Here is a 17,993-nt window from a genome sequence, read left to right on the forward strand (position 1 = left end):
AAGCTAAACGGTGCTATCACCCTAATCGAGACCCGGTGCGCATTCTGGTAACCATGATAGCGCCCGTCCATGGCACACCAGAATTCTACTTTGGCCGCCAAGACTTAGTTCGTTGGTAGTAGTTTTTTAGGCGTGGCACGCTGAAGAGCAAGGGGAAAGCGGCAAGGGAAACACCAATCACAGCACAGGGCATGCTGGGTTAGGCGACACAGAATACAGTGGTTTTGGAATCAGGATGGGCTGTGCCTCACTCTCCCACCCTGCGATGCTTGCTGCACAGACAGGGGTCTGTCACTCGGACGAAAGCATGCGCAGCTTTCACAGATAGCGTCGGTAAAACGCCAGTTCCTGCTCCAGCACCTGTATCTGATTGTCCAGCTGGCGAAAGCCATGACCTTCGTCTTCGAACAGCCGAAGCTCGGTATCGATGCCACGCGCATGCAGTGCCGCGCTCATGCGCAACGTCTGATCCGGCAACACCACCTTGTCCTGCATGCCCTGAAAGAAGATCACCGGGGCATGAATTCGATCCGCATTAGCCAGGGGGGAGCGCGCCTGATAGCGCTCTGGCACCGCACCAGCATCACCAATCAGCCAGTCGAGATAGCAGGATTCAAACTTGTGGGTGACCTCGCCCAGGGAGAGCGGATCGCTGACGCCATAGAGGCTGGCACCGGCCCTCAGGCCGTCGATCCCCGCCAGCGCGCTGAGCGTGGTGTAACCACCGGCGCTGTTGCCACGAATAAAAACACGCTGCGGGTCTATGCTGCCACGGTCGCCGAGAGCGGCCATGGCGGCAGCCACATCCTGCACGTCGCTGTGGCCCCAGTTACCGCACAGGCGATGCCGATAGGCACGACCATAGCCTGCGCTGCCACGGTAATTGAGATCCAGCACCGCAAAGCCCTGGCTGCACCAGTACTGCACTGCTGCACGGTACACAGGATAGCTGGTTGCCGTGGGGCCACCGTGGGTCATGATGAGCAGTGGCGGTGGCCGTTCATCCCCGCGTGCGCGGCCCGGCGTTACGGCCTCGGCTGCAGCGGCAATGGGTTGATAAAAGAATCCGTGCACCTGTTCGTTGCCGGCCACGCTGCAGCTGAAAACTTGCGGCAGCGCCACCGGATGCCCGGCCCGCTCACCCCCGGCCCGCACCTGGGGCCAGGCGCCCTGGCTCGTTCCATCGACAGTCCCGGCGGCCTCAACCTGCAGCACCGCCACGGCGGCATCGGCAGCCTGGGCAATGCAGTACAGCTGATCGTTGTAAGTGCAGAGTGCGCGAACCAGGCCATAGCCAGGCGCCAGATCCTTTATCTGTTTATCACCGACGATCTGCACCAGCCGGCCTCGGCCCTGATCCACCAGCGCGCAGACATAGTCGCCCTTATCACGGCGCAGCCAGGTTTTGAGCCCCAGCTGCCACTGGGCCAGGGCAAACTCGGCCGCAAGCTCGCAGACATTGTGCCAGTGCCCGCCCCGTTCCTGGCGGTACAGGTTCCACCAGCCGTTGCAGTCGCTCACCACATGCAGCACACCGGCGGCATCAAACCCCGGCTGAAACAGGGATTCATCGTCGCCAACAGACAGCTCGCGGACCTCTGCGCAATACCCGGCGCGGTCCAGCCTTGCATGGAACAGTCGGCTGCGGGTCCAGGGCTGGTGGGGATGGTCCCAGGCCAGCCAGGCCAGCTCGCGGCCATCCGGGCTCAGGCAGGGCGAACTGTAAAAGTCGTTTCCCGCCGCCAACAGCTGCTGCCGGGCACTTTGCAGCGACACCGCTACCAGCGTGTTTTCGACTTTGGCGTCACTGCGGTTCGATTCAGGCGCCGCTGTACTGGGCCTGTCAAAGTGCTGCTCGGCCACGGCAATGACCCGCCGGCGCGGGCCGTCGTAGACCAGGTCACCATAACGGGTATCGGGCGTATGGGTCAGACGCAGGCAGTGCGAAGCCTCAGATTTGGCATCAATGTCGCCGAGGGGCTGCAGCCAGATCTGCTGATCGCTCTGGTTGACGAACAGAATGCGGTCCCCCGCCACGCAGAAGGCACCGCCGCCGTATTCATGCACCCGGCTGCGCACGCTAAAGCCTGGCGGCGTGAGCACCTGGCGCTGGCCCCGATCAAGGCGCACCAGGCGATTGCAGCCATCCTCCGGCTGATATTCAACCCAGATAAGACCATAGCGACAGGCCACCAGGCCCGCATAGTCGTATTGCTCCGCACAGGCCTCGCGAGCGCTCATGGCGCTGGCTGGCGCGCTGGCACGGATTAAATCAGGCTTATTCGCTGCGACAGAAAACACGGCTATTGCGCTCGTTGCGAAAGGTCATGGGCACATCAGCGGGCGCTTCGGCTTCGGCCCGCGCCTGCAGGATCTTGCCGTGGTGTTGCGATTTGCTGCACACAGGGTCCGCATTGGCGGCATCGCCGGTAAGCATATAGGCCTGGCAGCGACAGCCGCCGAAGTCCTTCTCCTTCTCGTCACAGGAGCGGCAGGGCTCCTTCATCCAGTCATTGCCACGGTATTTGTTAAAGCCAAAGGAGCGATACCAGATATCGTCCAGGCTGCGGTCCTTCACATTGGGAAACTGCACCGGCAGCTGGCGCGCGCTGTGACAGGGCAGCGCCGTGCCATCGGGGGTGACGGTGAGAAAGATCTGCCCCCAGCCGTTCATGCAGCCCTTGGGCCGCTCTTCGTAGTAATCCGGCGTCACGAAGATCAGTTTCATCGGGTTGCCGGCGGCTTCGAGCCGCACGCGGTATTCGTTGGTAATGCGTTCGGCGCGTTCAAGCTGGGCGCGGCTCGGCATCAGCTGCTCGCGATTCTCCAGGGCCCAGCCGTAATACTGGCAGGTGGCAAGTTCGACATAGTCGGCCCCAAGCTCGATACAGAGTTCAATAATGCGGTCGATGCGATCGATATTATGCCGGTGGGTGACGAAATTCAGCACCATGGGATAACCATTGGCCTTAACCGCCCGCGCCATCTTCAGCTTCTGCTCGAACGCCTTGGCGGAACCTGCCAGCATGTTGTTGACGGCCTCGTCGCTGGCCTGAAAGCTCACCTGGATGTGATCAAGCCCGGAGGCTCGAAACTGCTCCAGCTTGTGATCGTTGAGACCGATTCCCGACGTTATCAGGTTGCTGTAATAGCCCAGATGGCGCGCCTCCTGAATCAGCTCGTTGAGATCGGGCCTTGTCAGGGGTTCACCGCCAGAAAACCCCAGCTGAGCTGCGCCCATTTCCCGCGCCTCCCTCAATACCTTCACCCACTGCTCGGTACTCAGTTCCTGGCCACTGGCGGAAAAATCCAGCGGATTGGAGCAGTAGGGGCATTGCAGCGGGCACTTGTAGGTCAGCTCCGCCAGCAGCCAGAGCGGCTGGCCGGCGGGCTTGGGCGCCACATCCGGCAGGCAGGCCGAGCCTTGCAGCTCACTCGTGGAAACGGATCCAGTTCTGTTCACAGGCCACCTCCATAAATTCACACACATCTGCGGCCAGGGAGTCAGCCTCGGGGAAGGCCTGTTGCAGCGCAGCGGTGATTTCGGCTTCGCTGCGCTGGCCATCCACCCGTGCCAGAATCTCGCCGGCGCTGGGGTTGAGCTTGATCATGCCCTCTGGATATAGCAGCACGTAGCTGTCCTGAGCCTTTTCCCACTGCAGACGGAACATGGGATTGAAGCCCGGTATGCGTTGATTGCTCATCGGAAAAGCCCCCGGTGGTAGACCCGTTGCGATGTCACCGTGTGGTAAGGCGCACGGTCGAGCTGGTAGGCCATGGTCATGGCATCAAGCATGCTCCAGAGCACATCGAGCTTGAACTGCAGGATCTCGAGCATGCGCTCCTGTCCCTCGCGGGTACGGTAATGATCCAGCGTGATCGCCAGACCATGCTCCACGTCGCGCCGCGCTTCGGTCAGGCGGTTGCGGAAATACTGATAGCCGCTGGCATCGATCCAGGGGTAGTGCTCAGGCCAGCTGGCCAGGCGCGCCTGGTGAATGGTCGGTGCAAAGAGTTCGGTCAGTGACGAGCTGGCGGCTTCCTGCCAGGACGCGCGGCGGGCGAAGTTCACATAGGCATCCACGGCAAAACGCACACCGGGCAGCACATGCTCCTGGGACAGGATTTCATCCCGCGAAAGGCCCACGGCTTCGCCGAGGCGCAGCCAGGCTTCGATACCGCCCTCGCCGCCGTCATAACCGTCGTGATCCAGCAGGCGCTGCACCCAGAGCCGGCGGGTATCGCGATCGGGACAGTTCGCCATGATGGCGGCATCCTTCACCGGTATGCTGATCTGGTAGTAGAACCGGTTTGCAACCCAGCCGCGAATCTGTTCGGGCGTGCACTCGCCCTCATACATGGCACGGTGAAAGGGGTGGTGAATATGGTAATAGTCGCCCTTGGCCCGCAACGCCGCCTCGAAGGCCTCTGGCGTCAGGGGGGTCTGCAGGCTTTGCTGGGCTGACTGCTGTACTGAGCTGTTCATCGCGTCGCCTCTGCGTTGTTTTTATAGTTCGATCGACATGCCATCTTCGGAAACCTCGATGCCGTGGCGCCCGAGTTCGGCCCGCTCGGCGGAGTCTTCATCCAGAATCGGATTGGTGTTATTGATATGAATCAGCACCTTGCGCGGCTTTTCTAAAGTATCTAGAAACGCAATCATGCCGTTCTCGCCGGACATTGCCAGATGACCCATATCGCGGCCAAGCTTGGTGCCCACGCCTGCGCGAATCATTTCGTCATCATTCCAGAGGGTGCCATCCACCAGCAGGCAATCGGCCTCCTGCATGAACGGCAGCAGGTGCGGCTCTATCACACCCAGGCCTGGAGCGTAAAACAGCGACTTGCCGCTGCGGCTGTCCGTGATCAGCACGCCGATATTGTCGCCGGGATGCGGGTCACCCCGGTGCGGTGAATAGGGTGGCGCGCTGCTGGTCAGGGGCACGGCGGTGAGGGTCAGCTCCGGCACCCGGTCAATGACAAAGCTGCTGCTGCCGGGCTCGACACCGATGCGGCGCCAGTCGATACCACCGTTCCAGTGGGTGAGCATATTGAACAGCGGAAAGCTGTGGCTGAGGTCATCCTGCACCCGGTCGGTACACCAGACCTGGTGCGGGCAGCCTTCGCGCAGCATCAGCAGGCCGGTGGTGTGGTCGATCTGACTGTCCATGAAGACGATGGCGGCAATGCCGGTGTCCCGCAGGGCACGCCCCGGCTGCATGGGAGCAAAGGATTCGAGCTGAGCCCGGATATCGGGTGAGGTGTTAAACAGTATCCAGTCGATGCCATTGGCACTGACCGCGATGGAAGACTGGGTGCGGGCTTTGGCATTGAGCGTACCGTTGCGCAGGCCGCTGCAATTGTGGCAATTGCAGTTCCACTGCGGGAAGCCGCCGCCGGCTGCCGAGCCGAGTATCTGAATTTTCATTATTATAATGTCCGCTCTCTGACCGTTCCTCGAGAGTGACGGGAAAGCATCCCCCTGCCCGCCGCAAAGAAAAGGCCCCGCACAGCGAGGCCAATACCCAAAGCGCTTAGCGGTTTGCGAAGTACATGGTGACTTCAAAGCCGATGCGCAGGTCGATGTATGCCGGTTTAGTCCACATGGTGCGTTCCTCTTTTTGTTTTGGAGCAAGTTGTTTTGGAGCATGCTGTTTTAGCAGTTGATCGCTAGCAGGCTATTCAGTACCCCCTGGGCACAGACATATCCGCTACCTATCGATGATAGGAAGCCTGACGCACAGACAGAATGGTACTTTGGAACTAAAACCCGCCTGAATAGGTAGTAGACAGAGTGGTTAGCGAGGGGGCGTAACTGGCTGCGAGGAGACCGGAACGGACGATCAGTTATGATTCGTAGAGGTATTATCCTTAAATTCCGGGTTGCTGCCAAACGTCTGCTGATTAGCGATATTAGCTTCGCAGACTGACACCTTGCCAGGACCGGAAACGATCAGCAGGTTACTAACAGCAATGATACAAAACGGGCTGCTGCAGCTGAGTGACGTATCGCCCCCCTGCTGCTGACTAACAGCTGCGATGCTGCTGTTCAGCAGTATCGTACACCGTCCCCTGGACATTCAGCTGTATCGCACGGCGGCCAGGAAACACAACGCAGGATGCTGGAAAAAGCGACCCTTATAAGGATCACATAGCGTGAAACTGTTCACGGGCATGCCGGTGTTTCACTTGATAGCGCAGTCTGCGGGCCAACAATCCGACATTGCCCACCCGTATCGCTCAATACGTACTCTGTATTTAATTTCAAGCTAGCACCGGCTGGGCGCGAGACAGTCAGCGCAAGAGTAACCGAGAAACAGGCTCTACCGTCTGACAGTCGCCTACCAAAACGCAGCCGCCATGGCTTATCGACTATTTATTAGCCAGCTGCCCATACCCTAAACCCACGGACAAATTGCATCCCTGCCTATTTCTCCATTATGTACAACTAAAAAAGAGGAGCCCAGCCCCCCCTGAATAGTGAACAAGGCGCTAGCGCACCTGTTCGCCGGCAACCACAGTGTTACGCAGTATGCCGAGTTTCTCGACTTCACACTCCACCACATCGCCGGGCTTTAGATACCAGGCCTGGGGGTCGGTATGGAAGACGGCGCAGCCAGCGGGCGTGCCTGAGCTGATAAGGTCGCCGCCGACAAATCCCTGGCCGGAGTAGTAGCTCACGATCTGGGCCATGCTGCGGCACATACGACGGGTCGAGGACTGCTGGCGTAGTTCGCCATTGACCCTGAGGTTCATCTCCAGGTTCTGCACATCGCCGATTTCATCCAGCGTCACGATACAGGGGCCGATTGGGCAGAAGGTATCCAGCGCCTTGCTGTAGCCATAGCTGCGATTGGGGAACTCGGTCGCCTGAATATCCCGTGCCGTGACATCGTTAAAAATGAGGTAACCGCCAATTGCCTTTTCCGCGTCTTCAGGCGTCAGATCCTTGTGCTTGACGCCCTTGATGACCGCACAGATTTCCAGTTCGTAATCAACCTCGCCGGTCAGATGCTGCGGATAGACGATGGCCGCGTCCGGGCCAATACAGGCTGTGGTGTTCTGATAAAAACCGATCCAGGGCTTTTCGACCTCGTATTTGAAGCCCGCCTCACCCATTTCATCGATATGCTCCAGGAAGTTGCCCGCCGTGTGCCATAGCTTTGTCGGCTGAATGGGCGCCAGCAGCCTGACATCCTCACGCCTGAACAGGAGCATTTCGCCGTTCACGCCCCGCAACGCCGGATCGTTCATCTCGATAACGTAGGTTTCGGCCAGGCGGGCGGCATCCAGGCTGCGATCATCCCCTGCGAACAGCTCGCGCATGTCCGGTGGCACCAGCGCATCCGCCATGGCCTGGGGCCGAGGATCTGCGTTAACCGCCAGCGCAAAGGCGGCATAGGCGTAGTTCAGATCCACCACCTTTTCCCCTGCCTCGTCCACAAAGAGGGCGCCAATGCGCTGGACGCCCACGGGATTCAAAAATGTCACAAGTTTCATTCAACGGCCTCGGTAGTCCGCAGCCCGAACTCCACGCATCGAACTGCCAGTGCCGGCGAACGCCTGCGACTACCGGCGGCTCGATGCGAGGATGCTGACGGATATTGGTTTGCACGGGTCACTTAATATTTATAATTATGTAATTATTAATTCATTAGGCGAGCAACTGTCAACCGTTTCGCGTAACAGCCGCGCACAAACTACAGGCTGCGCCCTGACCCAGCATCCAGCGTCTTACGGTTATATACCGCTGTCTTTGATGCTCCTGAAACCTCGTTAAACACCGGAAGACGTTTTGCATAATGCCGGCAACCGCTTGATCCAGGTCAACCGGGCCTGTGAACGCCGGCCTATACTTGCACCTACCTCAGTTACTGGCAGGAGCCCAGTCATGAAAAGTCGAAGCCTGATCGCACCTTTTGACCCGGTTCCTGCCTGCGCAACGCAGCGCTGGTCGGCACAGTTGCGCCCGGTACTGCTGGGCTTTGCTCTTTCGGCGCTAGCCCTGCCCGTGCTCGCGGCCAAGCTGCCGATAGAACAGGCAATACTGACCGCCCCGCCCCAGGTACCACCGCCGACCGGGCGTGACCATCCTGCCCACGTGGTGGTAGCGCTGGAAACCGTTGAAAAGACCATGCGTCTGGCTGATGGCGTGGAATACCGTTTCTGGACCTTTGGAGGCAGCGTACCCGGCAGTTTCATCCGCATACGCCAGGGTGACGAGGTTGAATTTCATCTCTCCAATCATCCCGACTCCAGCATGCCGCACAATATCGACCTGCACGCCGTTACCGGCCCAGGCGGTGGCGCCACAGCCTCCTTCACCGCGCCCGGCAACAGCTCGACCTTCAGCTTTCGGGCGCTGAATCCGGGGCTCTTTGTGTATCACTGCGCCACTGCCCCCGTGGGAATGCATATTGCCAACGGCATGTACGGCATGATCCTGGTGGAACCCGAACAGGGCATGAGTGCGGTGGATCATGAGTATTACGTGATGCAGGGGGATTTTTACACCGCAGGAGAACACGGCGATCCCGGCCTGCAGCCGTTTGACATGGCCAAGGCGATCCGCGAACAGGCGGACTATGTGCTGTTTAACGGTGCCGTCGGCGCCCTCAGTGGCGATCATGCGCTGCAGGCAAAGGCAGGTGAAACCGTGCGGCTCTACGTGGGTAATGGCGGCCCCAACCTGGTGTCGTCCTTCCATGTGATCGGGGAGATATTTGATCATGTGCAGATCGAGGGCGGCACTGCCACCAACGAAAACGTACAGACCACCCTGATACCCGCAGGCGGCACCAGCATTGTGGAATTTCGACTCGATGTACCGGGAGACTTCCTGCTGGTTGACCATGCTATTTTTCGGGCCTTCAACAAGGGCGCTCTGGGCATGCTGCACGTCAGCGGACCACAGGATACCGCTATCTATTCAGGCAAACAGGCCGAAGGGATTTATCGCCCGGAAGGCGCCACCGTGCAGCAACTTGACAGGGTGACGCCGCAAGCACCCAAGGCCGCCAACCGGGATGAACAGATTCTTTTCGGCGAACGCCTGTACCAGCAAAATTGCGCCGCCTGCCATCAGCCACAGGGCCAGGGCATCGCCACGGCCTTCCCGCCGCTGGCGCAGTCTGATTACCTCAACGCCGATACCGGGCGCGCCATCGATATCGTTTTGCACGGTTTGAAAGGACGCATAGAGGTCAATGGCAAGGCGTATAACAATGAGATGCCAGCCCAGCGCCTTGACGACGCCGATATTGCCAACATTCTCACCTTCATACTCAACAGCTGGAACAACGGTGGCGGCAAGATCAGCGCCGCAGATGTACAGGCACGGCGTGATGCCGGCGCAGGCGTGAAATCTGAATAAGGAGGTTGCAGGCGGCGTTTACAGGGCAATAACCCAGGCGGCACTCAGCCGTCTTTCTTTTAGCGGCTCAAATCCCGCGACGCGCAGCCCTTAAGTTTTTTTCGCCCCTGGCAATGACAAATCGCAGGTACAAACGAGCCATTACCAATTAACCTGCGATCTTCCCCAGCAAAGGGGCTTGCGCCTCCAAAGGTCAGTACTGAACAACCGAGACAAAAATGGTGGCTAGCAGGGAAACCAAAAATACTTCCCACCCCTGATCCGCGATGATATTCATGCTCTGTGTATCCTTCACCCTGCCCAATCGGCTTGTTGATATCGACGTCCGTGCCTCGGAATCTGTCTCGTCAACCCTGACTGAACTGTGCTACGCCATGATATGGATGAATCCGGTACCTGACTTAATCCCGGCAGAAGAGCGATTGCGTCATCTACTGCATTAGCAGCTTGGCTCAGTAATGCCAACGCCGCCAGCGCCAAGCCAGCTATATTTGGCATAAGCCGCGGCGGATGAAGCCTCGCGCCTGTTACTCGACGACCGTCACCTCGACCGGATGACCGGCACGCTGCTGCCGATCTGAAAAAGCCGTGATCAGCGCCACGACCTGATCCGGGTGGGCATGGTGCAGCGCATGGCCGCTGCCCTCGAACTCTACCCGCTCGACATGGGCCGCCTGGCGGTACAGGCGGTCGCTGTGATTCCAGGCCGGCACTATGGTGTCATCGCTGCCGGTCAACAGCAGCAACGGCGCTTGAATCTCGGCGTAGCAACGACTCTGGATACGCAGAAAATCACTCAGGCGGCGGTTATCTTCGGCGTTGGCGCGAAAAACTCCAGGGCGCAGGGTCAAACGTACACCGGTGGTGGCGTTGTAATGCTCAGGTACCGGGTTGGGCGCAAACACAGAGGCAACAGCGCCATCCAGAGCCAGCAACCCCAGTGGATAGACCAGGGTTCGGACAAACAGCTCACCGATAACCGGCACAGCTGCCAGATCGTTGTACCAGGCCACACCGCCCGGCCAGGGATGGGTGGCGCCGGCCAGCAGAACCCCGGCCGCCGCATCCTTTGGGTAGGCCAGCATATAGGCCAGCACCACAGAGCCGCTCCACGAATGGCCCACCAGTACCGGATTCTCGACCTTAAGGCCGAGCAGCAACTGATGAATCATTTCCGCCTGGCGGCCAGGATCTGGCCAGTCGCCTTCAGGGCGCTCACTGAAGCCGTGCCCCGGACGGTCGATGGCAATCACCCGATGGGTGCGGCTCAGGGGCTCGAAAATGCTGGCACTGAAATCACGAAGATTGGTGCTGGCGCCATGAATAAGCACCAGGGCCGGTCCGGTACCGGCTTCACGGTAGTGCAGGCGCACAGTGCCGACATCCATGAAACTGCCCCCGGGGGCGAACTCCTGCTCCATGCGGCTGACGCCCAACTGGGTGAAGAGCGCGAGCCCTCCCAGCAAGCAGCCAACAGCCGTAACAATGCCAATCAACCAGGGCATAACGACACTCCGACATTGCACAATCTGATAGCCTACAACGGCTTTGCATGCTCATTGATGCAAAGCCAATGCGAGTGTTACCTGCACGCTTGCGCTTGTACACCCGCTACCTCGTACGCAAGTATCCGCAAGTCAGATCTGACAGGCCATTGGAATCTGACTGCTTCCTCAGCCAGATCCCGCAGTGCCGGGCGGATGCTCTGCGCTACAGGGGTCTTGCCATTGTTGTTTAAGACGCCCTGGCAACAGGCGTATTTTGCGCCCTGGCTATAGCAGATCCACCCTAATAGCTATAGGAATTAACTATATCCAGACATATTGTTATAAACGAATCATTGCGCGAGAATCCAGTGTCAGCCATGCATTTGATGACTGTCGTAATCGTTTGCTCTTGGGGTCTGGAGACCGAGTATTGGCATGCCCGCAGTCAGATATTGCGGTGGGGGGCTCATGTACTTTCGATCATTGAGATACTTTGTAGCAGTGTATGAAGAGCTGAGCTTCAGCGCCGCCTCCAAACGCTGTTTTGTCGCCCAGCCGTCCATATCCGCGGCGGTGCAGCAGCTGGAGTCCGACCTGGACTGCCAGCTTTTTATCCGCCATTCCAAGGGCGTTACACCCACCCCCTCCGGCAAAACGCTCTACCCCCGGGCCTGCAAGGTACTGGGAGACCTCACTACCATCAAACAGCTGTTCCATGAAAAGCCGCCGTCCATTCCCATACGACTGGCGCTCATGCCGTTCCTTTCCGGGGACAGGGTCAGCTTTATCATCAAGGAACTTCTGAACCTGGTCGAAGGACTCGACCTGACCATTGTCGATCTGAATGAGGCATCAGACGCGCGCATCATCTCGGATTCGCAGCGTGAACCGGGTGAGGCGTTCTACAAGCTATGGACCGATCAGTATGTGCTTGCACTGCCGCGCAGCCATCCGCTGAGCATCATGGAAACGATTCCCCTGGATGCTCTCACCGATATCGCCTTTATCAGCCGCAAGCCCTGCGATATTGAGGATGCCTGGCAGTTTGCCATTGCCGAACGCGGCATTCAGTACAACATCAAGGCCACGGTCAAGACCGAGGAATATGCCCTGGACCTGGTCGCTGCGGGCCTCGGTGTATCCATTGTTCCCAGCCATTCGACCAGCCGCCGCTCGGATATCGTGGTACGCACCGTTGCCGATATAGCGCTCAATCGGGTTGTTGGGCTGGCCTATCAGAAACAGCAGCCGCTGGCGCCACAATTACTGCAGGCCATCAAGCAGGCCCAGCAGCGTTTCACCGTCTGACCGTCGTCAGCACTGCCAAAAGGCCGGCAACCGCTTTCACCGCCCTCAAGGGACGTTAATCTTCGTCATAGCGGCGGGCAGCGCTGGTCCAAACACGCGAACTTTTAACCTGAGTTAAACCGCATGAAGAACCAAGCCGCCACAGCATTACCCGATTCCTTATGGGCCGCTTCGGCGCCCTCCTTCCAGGCCGACGCATTACAAGGGGACCACAGCTGCGATGTAGTGGTTATCGGCGCCGGCTTCACCGGCCTGGCGTGCGCCCTGGAACTGGCCGAGCAATGCACAAGCGTCATCGTTCTGGAGACCCAGCAGGTTGGCTTCGGGGGCTCCGGACGCAACGTCGGCCTGGTCAATGCAGGTCTTTGGCTGGAGCCAGACAAGGTCAATGCCACGCTCGGTGACGACTACGGCAACCGCCTCTACCAGGAATTGAGCACCAGCCCTTCAAGGGTCTTTTCGCTCATCGACCGCCACGGCATCGAGTGCGAGGCACAACGCCGCGGCACCCTTCACTTGGCACCCAACGCCTGCGGCCTGAGGGAACTGGACCGCCGCGCCGAACAACTGGCCAGTCGCGGCGCCCCGATACAACGGCTGGGGTCCGAAAAGACCGTTGAGCTCACCGGCTCGACCTATTACAAGGGCGCCATTTTTGATCCGCGTGCCGGAACAATCCAGCCCCTGGCGTATGTGCGTGGCCTGGCAAAAGCCGCGATCAGTGCCGGCGCCGCGGTTTACGAGCGCTCCCCGGTGGTCTCGGCAACGCAGCACCACGGCCAGTGGCGTGTCGCCACGCCGGGCGGAACAGTGACTGCCGAACGGGTGGTAATCGCGACCAACGGTTACAGCGCAGGCTTGATACCGTCAATGCCCGCCTCCTTCGTGCCCATCAATTTTTTCCAATGCGCCACCCAACCCCTGGACAAGGCGTTGCTTAAACGCATCCTGCCGCAGAAACAGGGGTGCTGGGATACCGGCCTGGTGATGACATCGCTGCGCCTTGATCGGGCGGGTCGGTTGATTATAGGCAGTGTCGGCGAAATCCATGACGGTGCGCAGTCCGGCTTTCTGACGGCCTGGGCAAACAGCATGCTAAAAAAATTCTATCCCTTCCTGGCGCCGCAGCCATGGTCCTATTGCTGGTCAGGGCGGATTGCCTATTCCAGCGACCATGTTCCGCACCTGCATCAGCTGGCACCGGGCATGATCACGACCCTGGGCTACAGTGGACGGGGTATCGGGCCTGGAACCGCCATGGGGACCTGGATGGCCAAATACCTGCTGGGAACGCCGATTGAATCCCTGCCCTTGCCGGTCACCGATGTACAGTCGATAAAAACCCGCAAAATTCAGGCGCTGTATTATGCGCGGGGCTCTGATCTGTATCATATTAGCCAGCGCCTCCTATGAGGCATAACCGGAACTCAGCCAAGTACAGTATCCTGCTTATATAGAATAGGTATATTCAAGACGCATTATTTTAAATCAGTGATATTAAATATTCCCTTATAAAAATATATCATGGATGAAAGCAGTTTGTCTGTACGCGCCTGTTGCGCACGACAGCGGTTTAATAGACGACACTGATACCTTTGCCAAGGTAATAACGGAAATCTATAGCCGTCACAGGAAATAAGTATTTTATAAGGACACACCGCGACCCTAGGATAGATTGAGAGCAGTAGTGTCACTAACAACCGGACTCCATGGGATACAGCTTGTGAACACAAACGAATTCTTTGAAAACCTCTGGCATGACTACATTGACATTACCCCCCAGGCTGAAAATGTCCGTCAGCTTTTTCTCAGCCGGGGTGACGACGTGATCAATGACCATGTCGCGTTTCGCACGTTCAGCGACAGCCCGGTTTGTCTTGCCAAACTCGAGATCGAGCTTGAGAAAATGGGCTATGTCGCCTACGAAAACTACCGCTTCGAACAGAAAAAACTGGATGCCAGAAGCTACTATCACCCAGCCGATGAAAACGCACCCAAGATTTTCCTGAGCGAATTACAAGTCGGTGCGCTTAGCGAACGGGCCGGCGCCATCATATCCGGCATGACCGCACAGATTTCCCCGGATGCCGTCAAGGATCCCTCGATCTTCTGGCAGGGTCGCCTGTGGGACATGCCGACCAGGCAGGATTACGATAGGCTCCTGCAGGAAAGCGAGTATGCGGCCTGGCTGTCGACCATCGGCCTGCGGGTCAACCACTTCACGGTGGACGTCAACAGACTCAACAGCCTCGACGATCTGCAGGCGGTGAATCAGCTGCTCAAGGACAATGGCTTTGCCATCAATTCGGTTGGCAGTGAAATCAAGGGGTCGCCCGAGCTGTTCCTCGAACAGTCCTCGACCATGGCCGACAAGATAGACGTTGAGTTCAGAGACGGTGAAAAATGCACCATTCCGTCCTGTTTTTACGAGTTCGCCAAGCGCCACAAAACAGACAGCGGCGAGCTTTTCCCGGGATTCATTGAAGGCAACGCCGACAAGATTTTTGAATCCACCCATGCACGTTAGTCTTTTAATAAGCCGATAACGCATACCTGAAAGGATGCTTAGCCCTTGGTTTTCCTCTAAACGGACAGCATCCTTTTTTTCATTCATCGTTAAATCGAAGACAACGCTCGATACTCTAAAATTCTAACGATATCTGCTTATACCGCAGATAGTCAGAGGTATAGATCAAACCTATACCCTCTCAAGTTATTTAGTATTTCTCTCTTCTTTCCATCCCAGATAGGATGAAACTCTGGCATCCTGTCAATAATTTTACAAAAGGCCTTCGCGATGAACATGACCTTTTTAGAGAACCTTGGAATCGACAAGCTGCACGTAAACGGTCTGTATTGCAGCGTGATGAACGCCGCTGTCAAAGAAGCCGGTGAAGGCAGTGAATTCAGCGTCAACTCCCCGATCAACGGCATGGAAGTGGCGCGCTTCAGGAATGCCAGCCCCGCCCAGCTGGAAGCCGTGATCACCGGTGCCGAAGAGGCATTCAGGGAGTTGGGCAGCCTTCCCGCCCCCCTTCGTGGTGAACTGGTCCGCCGGATCGGCAATATCGCCAGGGAGCACAAGCAAGACCTGGCTCGGATCGTTACGCTGGAATCGGGCAAGATCATGCCCGAAGCCCTGGGTGAGGTGCAGGAATGGATCGATGTCTGCGATTTCGCGGTCGGCCTGTCACGTCAGCTACACGGCAAAACCATTGTCAGCGAGCGCCCCGGCCACCGCATGATGGAACAGTGGCACCCGCTGGGCCCGGTCGCCGTGATTACCGCCTTCAACTTCCCGATGGCCGTCTGGGCCTGGAACAGCATGATCGGTCTGGTGTGCGGCAATACCATGGTACTCAAGCCGTCCGAGAAGGCCCCGCTGTGCGCCCTGGCCTGCCAGGCGGTACTGGAAAAAGCGCTGGACTCCATGCCCGAAATTCCCCGAGGCATCTCCAGCGTCATTATTGGCGATCGCAGCATCGGCCAGCTGATCGCAGAAGACAAGCGTTTCCCGCTGGTGTCGGCCACCGGCTCCACCGCCATGGGCCGTAGCGTTGGCGCAACCGTCGGCGCCCGACTGGGCCGTTCGCTGCTGGAACTGGGTGGCAACAATGCCATGATCGTTTCAGAAACCGCGGACCTGGATCTGGCCCTTCGCGCCATCGTGTTCTCCGCCGCCGGTACCGCCGGTCAGCGCTGCACCACGCTGCGCCGTCTGATTGCCCATGAATCGATCAGGGACGACCTCGTCGAGCGCCTGAAAAAATCCTATGCTTCCCTGCCCATCGGCGATCCCAACGTGCCGGGCAGCCTGGTCGGACCGCTGGTTGATGGGCGCAGCTTCGATGCGATGCAGAACGCCTTGAAATCTGCCGTGGCCGAAGGCGGCGAGGTGCTGTTTGGCGGTGAACGCGTAACTGCGGGTGTTCCGGATGGCGGCTTCTACGTGCGCCCGGCGATCGTCAGCATCCGGCATGACGCCCAGGTCGTTCAGGAAGAAACCTTTGCCCCCATCCTCTACATCCTGACCTATAGCACCCTGGACGAAGCCATCGCGATCCAGAACGAGGTGCCGCAGGGACTGTCGTCGGCCATTTTCACCGAGAGCATGCGCGAAGCCGAGCTGTTCCTGTCCGCGGACGGTTCCGATTGCGGTATCGCCAACGTCAATATCGGCACCTCCGGAGCGGAAATCGGTGGTGCCTTCGGTGGCGAGAAGGAGACCGGTGGCGGTCGCGAGTCGGGTTCCGATTCCTGGAAGGCCTATATGCGCCGCACAACCAATACCATCAACTACGGTGGTCAACTGCCCCTGGCCCAGGGCATTGTTTTCGAATAAGCATGATTTAAAAAATCGCCAGCCGCTTATTAACCCGGCTGACAAATACATCGTCAACCGGAGCTGTGCTGGATATCTGTGGGAGCCCGGTCTCCGGGCGAATCGGGTGCCCTCCCAAGCCCTATTCGCCCGCGGAGCGGGCTCCTACAAACGGAGATACATCCACCGATGGCAGCACAGTGATAGACGCCTAATCCCCGAACCCCGTAAGGCCGCTTTATGTTTTATATAGCTGGCCGGACATTTAAAAAATCCAATTGCACGACCCAGAAAAACCCCAATAAAAAACGTTAAAAAATTAATAATACTGTTTAACCATTTGTCATTTTAATTGCTAGCGGACTGGATAAACCAGTGCTACTTGTCAGGTGTTTTTATGACCTTTTTTTAAGGATTGGGTCTGAAACCTGAGTAGTACATCACCCTGATGGCTGTAATAAGCAGCAACCAGTGTGAGGTGAATCTTGTCATTCCAAATTATAAAAAAACTGACTAGAGCACACCCAAATAGCGACTACATTGAGGTGAATTAACATGACTGTTCCAACGAAACTTGGAAGCTGCAGACTGCCCGGTTTGCTGCTCGCGCTCACACCCATAGTGCTGACGCTGCTGGTACTGGGGATACAGCTGTTCTATTTCGGCGACTTTACCCCGCATATTCCCCTGGCCATTGGCCTGGCGATCACCGCCCTGGTCGGCATCAAGCTCGGCCTGAAGTGGCGTGATATCGAAGAAGGCGTCTTTCACGTTATCCATGTGTCCCTGCCCTCCGTCTCCGTGCTGATCTGTGTCGGCATGATCATCGGCGTCTGGATTGCCAGCGGCACCGTGCCCACCCTGATCTACTACGGCCTGACCCTGCTGACGCCGCAGATCTTTCTGGCCGCCGCGATGCTGCTCTGCTCCGTCGTGTCACTGGCACTGGGCACCTCCTGGGGTACCGTCGGTACCGTGGGTCTGGCGCTGATGGGCATCGGTGCCGGTTTCGATATACCGGTCTACTGGACCGCCGGTGCTGTGGTGTCGGGGGCCTTCTTCGGCGACAAGGTCTCGCCGCTGTCGGATACGACAAACCTGGCGCCGGCCGTGACCGGCACCGATGTGTTCTCCCACATCAGGAACATGATGCCGACGACCATCCCGGCGATGCTGATTGCTCTCGCGATCTATCTGTTTGCAGGCTTTGCCCTCATTGACCAGGACGGTGGTTCCTTCGACAAGATCAATGCCATTACCGCTGCCTTGCAGGATAACTTCACGATCTCGGCCTGGCTGCTGCTGCCCGCCGCGCTGGTTATAGTGCTGGCCGTCAAGCGCATGCCGCCGATCCCGTCGCTGTTTGCCGGTGTGCTGGCCGGTGCTGCCACCGCCATGCTGGTACAGGGCGTTGGCCTGCATGACATTTTCACCTATGGCAACAGCGGTTATTCGATCGATACCGGTATCAGCGAAATAGACAGCCTGCTCAACCGTGGCGGTA

14 protein-coding genes are annotated in these 17,993 nt (G+C 58.1%); 6 read left to right on the forward strand and 8 right to left on the reverse strand.

Annotated elements, in window-relative coordinates:
- Positions 1 to 318: 318 nt before the first annotated feature.
- The 7 genes from MRS74_RS20145 to MRS74_RS20175 form a co-directional block, all read right to left on the reverse strand.
- Positions 319 to 2,241: an alpha/beta hydrolase family protein gene (locus MRS74_RS20145; protein ID WP_254582076.1), complete on the reverse strand. Its 1,923-nt coding sequence runs from the start codon at positions 2,239 to 2,241 to the stop codon at positions 319 to 321.
- Between the two features lie 37 nt (positions 2,242 to 2,278).
- Positions 2,279 to 3,430 (reverse strand): pyrroloquinoline quinone biosynthesis protein PqqE, encoded by a 1,152-nt coding sequence (gene pqqE, locus MRS74_RS20150; protein WP_254582087.1) that lies wholly within the window; start codon positions 3,428 to 3,430, stop codon positions 2,279 to 2,281.
- A gap of 1 nt (position 3,431) precedes the next feature.
- A complete protein-coding gene (pqqD, locus tag MRS74_RS20155; RefSeq protein ID WP_254582077.1) occupies positions 3,432 to 3,704 on the reverse strand; it encodes a pyrroloquinoline quinone biosynthesis peptide chaperone PqqD in 273 nt (90 codons plus the stop codon).
- Positions 3,701 to 4,486 (reverse strand): pyrroloquinoline-quinone synthase PqqC, encoded by a 786-nt coding sequence (gene pqqC, locus MRS74_RS20160; protein ID WP_254582078.1) that lies wholly within the window; start codon positions 4,484 to 4,486, stop codon positions 3,701 to 3,703. Before pqqC ends, pqqD begins: the two co-directional genes overlap by 4 nt.
- A 21-nt stretch (positions 4,487 to 4,507) precedes the next feature.
- Positions 4,508 to 5,428 (reverse strand): pyrroloquinoline quinone biosynthesis protein PqqB, encoded by a 921-nt coding sequence (gene pqqB, locus MRS74_RS20165; protein ID WP_254582079.1) that lies wholly within the window; start codon positions 5,426 to 5,428, stop codon positions 4,508 to 4,510.
- 106 nt (positions 5,429 to 5,534) lie between these two features.
- A complete protein-coding gene (gene pqqA / locus MRS74_RS20170; protein WP_075961633.1) occupies positions 5,535 to 5,606 on the reverse strand; it encodes a pyrroloquinoline quinone precursor peptide PqqA in 72 nt (23 codons plus the stop codon).
- A gap of 886 nt (positions 5,607 to 6,492) precedes the next feature.
- On the reverse strand, positions 6,493 to 7,500 hold the full coding sequence (locus MRS74_RS20175) for a fumarylacetoacetate hydrolase family protein (protein WP_254582080.1): 1,008 nt from the start codon (positions 7,498 to 7,500) through the stop codon (positions 6,493 to 6,495).
- A 391-nt stretch (positions 7,501 to 7,891) separates the two neighbouring features.
- Between MRS74_RS20175 and nirK the strand changes: the two genes are divergently transcribed.
- Positions 7,892 to 9,373, forward strand: coding sequence for a copper-containing nitrite reductase (gene nirK, locus MRS74_RS20180; RefSeq protein WP_254582081.1), 1,482 nt, complete (start codon positions 7,892 to 7,894; stop codon positions 9,371 to 9,373).
- 527 nt (positions 9,374 to 9,900) lie between these two features.
- Here nirK and MRS74_RS20185 read toward each other — a convergent pair.
- Positions 9,901 to 10,878, reverse strand: a complete 978-nt coding sequence (locus tag MRS74_RS20185; protein ID WP_254582082.1) for an alpha/beta fold hydrolase — start codon at positions 10,876 to 10,878, stop codon at positions 9,901 to 9,903.
- 450 nt (positions 10,879 to 11,328) lie between these two features.
- Between MRS74_RS20185 and MRS74_RS20190 the strand changes: the two genes are divergently transcribed.
- The 5 genes from MRS74_RS20190 to MRS74_RS20210 form a co-directional block, all read left to right on the forward strand.
- On the forward strand, positions 11,329 to 12,168 hold the full coding sequence (locus tag MRS74_RS20190) for a LysR family transcriptional regulator (protein ID WP_254582083.1): 840 nt from the start codon (positions 11,329 to 11,331) through the stop codon (positions 12,166 to 12,168).
- Positions 12,169 to 12,291: 123 nt separating this feature from the next.
- Positions 12,292 to 13,581, forward strand: coding sequence for an NAD(P)/FAD-dependent oxidoreductase (locus tag MRS74_RS20195; protein WP_254582084.1), 1,290 nt, complete (start codon positions 12,292 to 12,294; stop codon positions 13,579 to 13,581).
- A gap of 310 nt (positions 13,582 to 13,891) precedes the next feature.
- Positions 13,892 to 14,695 carry a DUF1338 domain-containing protein gene (locus MRS74_RS20200; protein WP_254582085.1) on the forward strand — a complete coding sequence of 268 codons (804 nt, stop codon included), beginning with the start codon at positions 13,892 to 13,894 and terminating at the stop codon, positions 14,693 to 14,695.
- Positions 14,696 to 14,965: 270 nt separating this feature from the next.
- Positions 14,966 to 16,510, forward strand: coding sequence for an L-piperidine-6-carboxylate dehydrogenase (amaB, locus tag MRS74_RS20205; protein WP_254582086.1), 1,545 nt, complete (start codon positions 14,966 to 14,968; stop codon positions 16,508 to 16,510).
- 534 nt (positions 16,511 to 17,044) lie between these two features.
- On the forward strand, positions 17,045 to 17,993 hold a 949-nt coding region (locus tag MRS74_RS20210; protein WP_306422017.1), incomplete at its 3' end, for a Na+/H+ antiporter NhaC family protein.

The organism is Marinobacterium sedimentorum (assembly GCF_024267675.1).
Lineage (GTDB): Bacteria > Pseudomonadota > Gammaproteobacteria > Pseudomonadales > Balneatricaceae > Marinobacterium_A > Marinobacterium_A sedimentorum.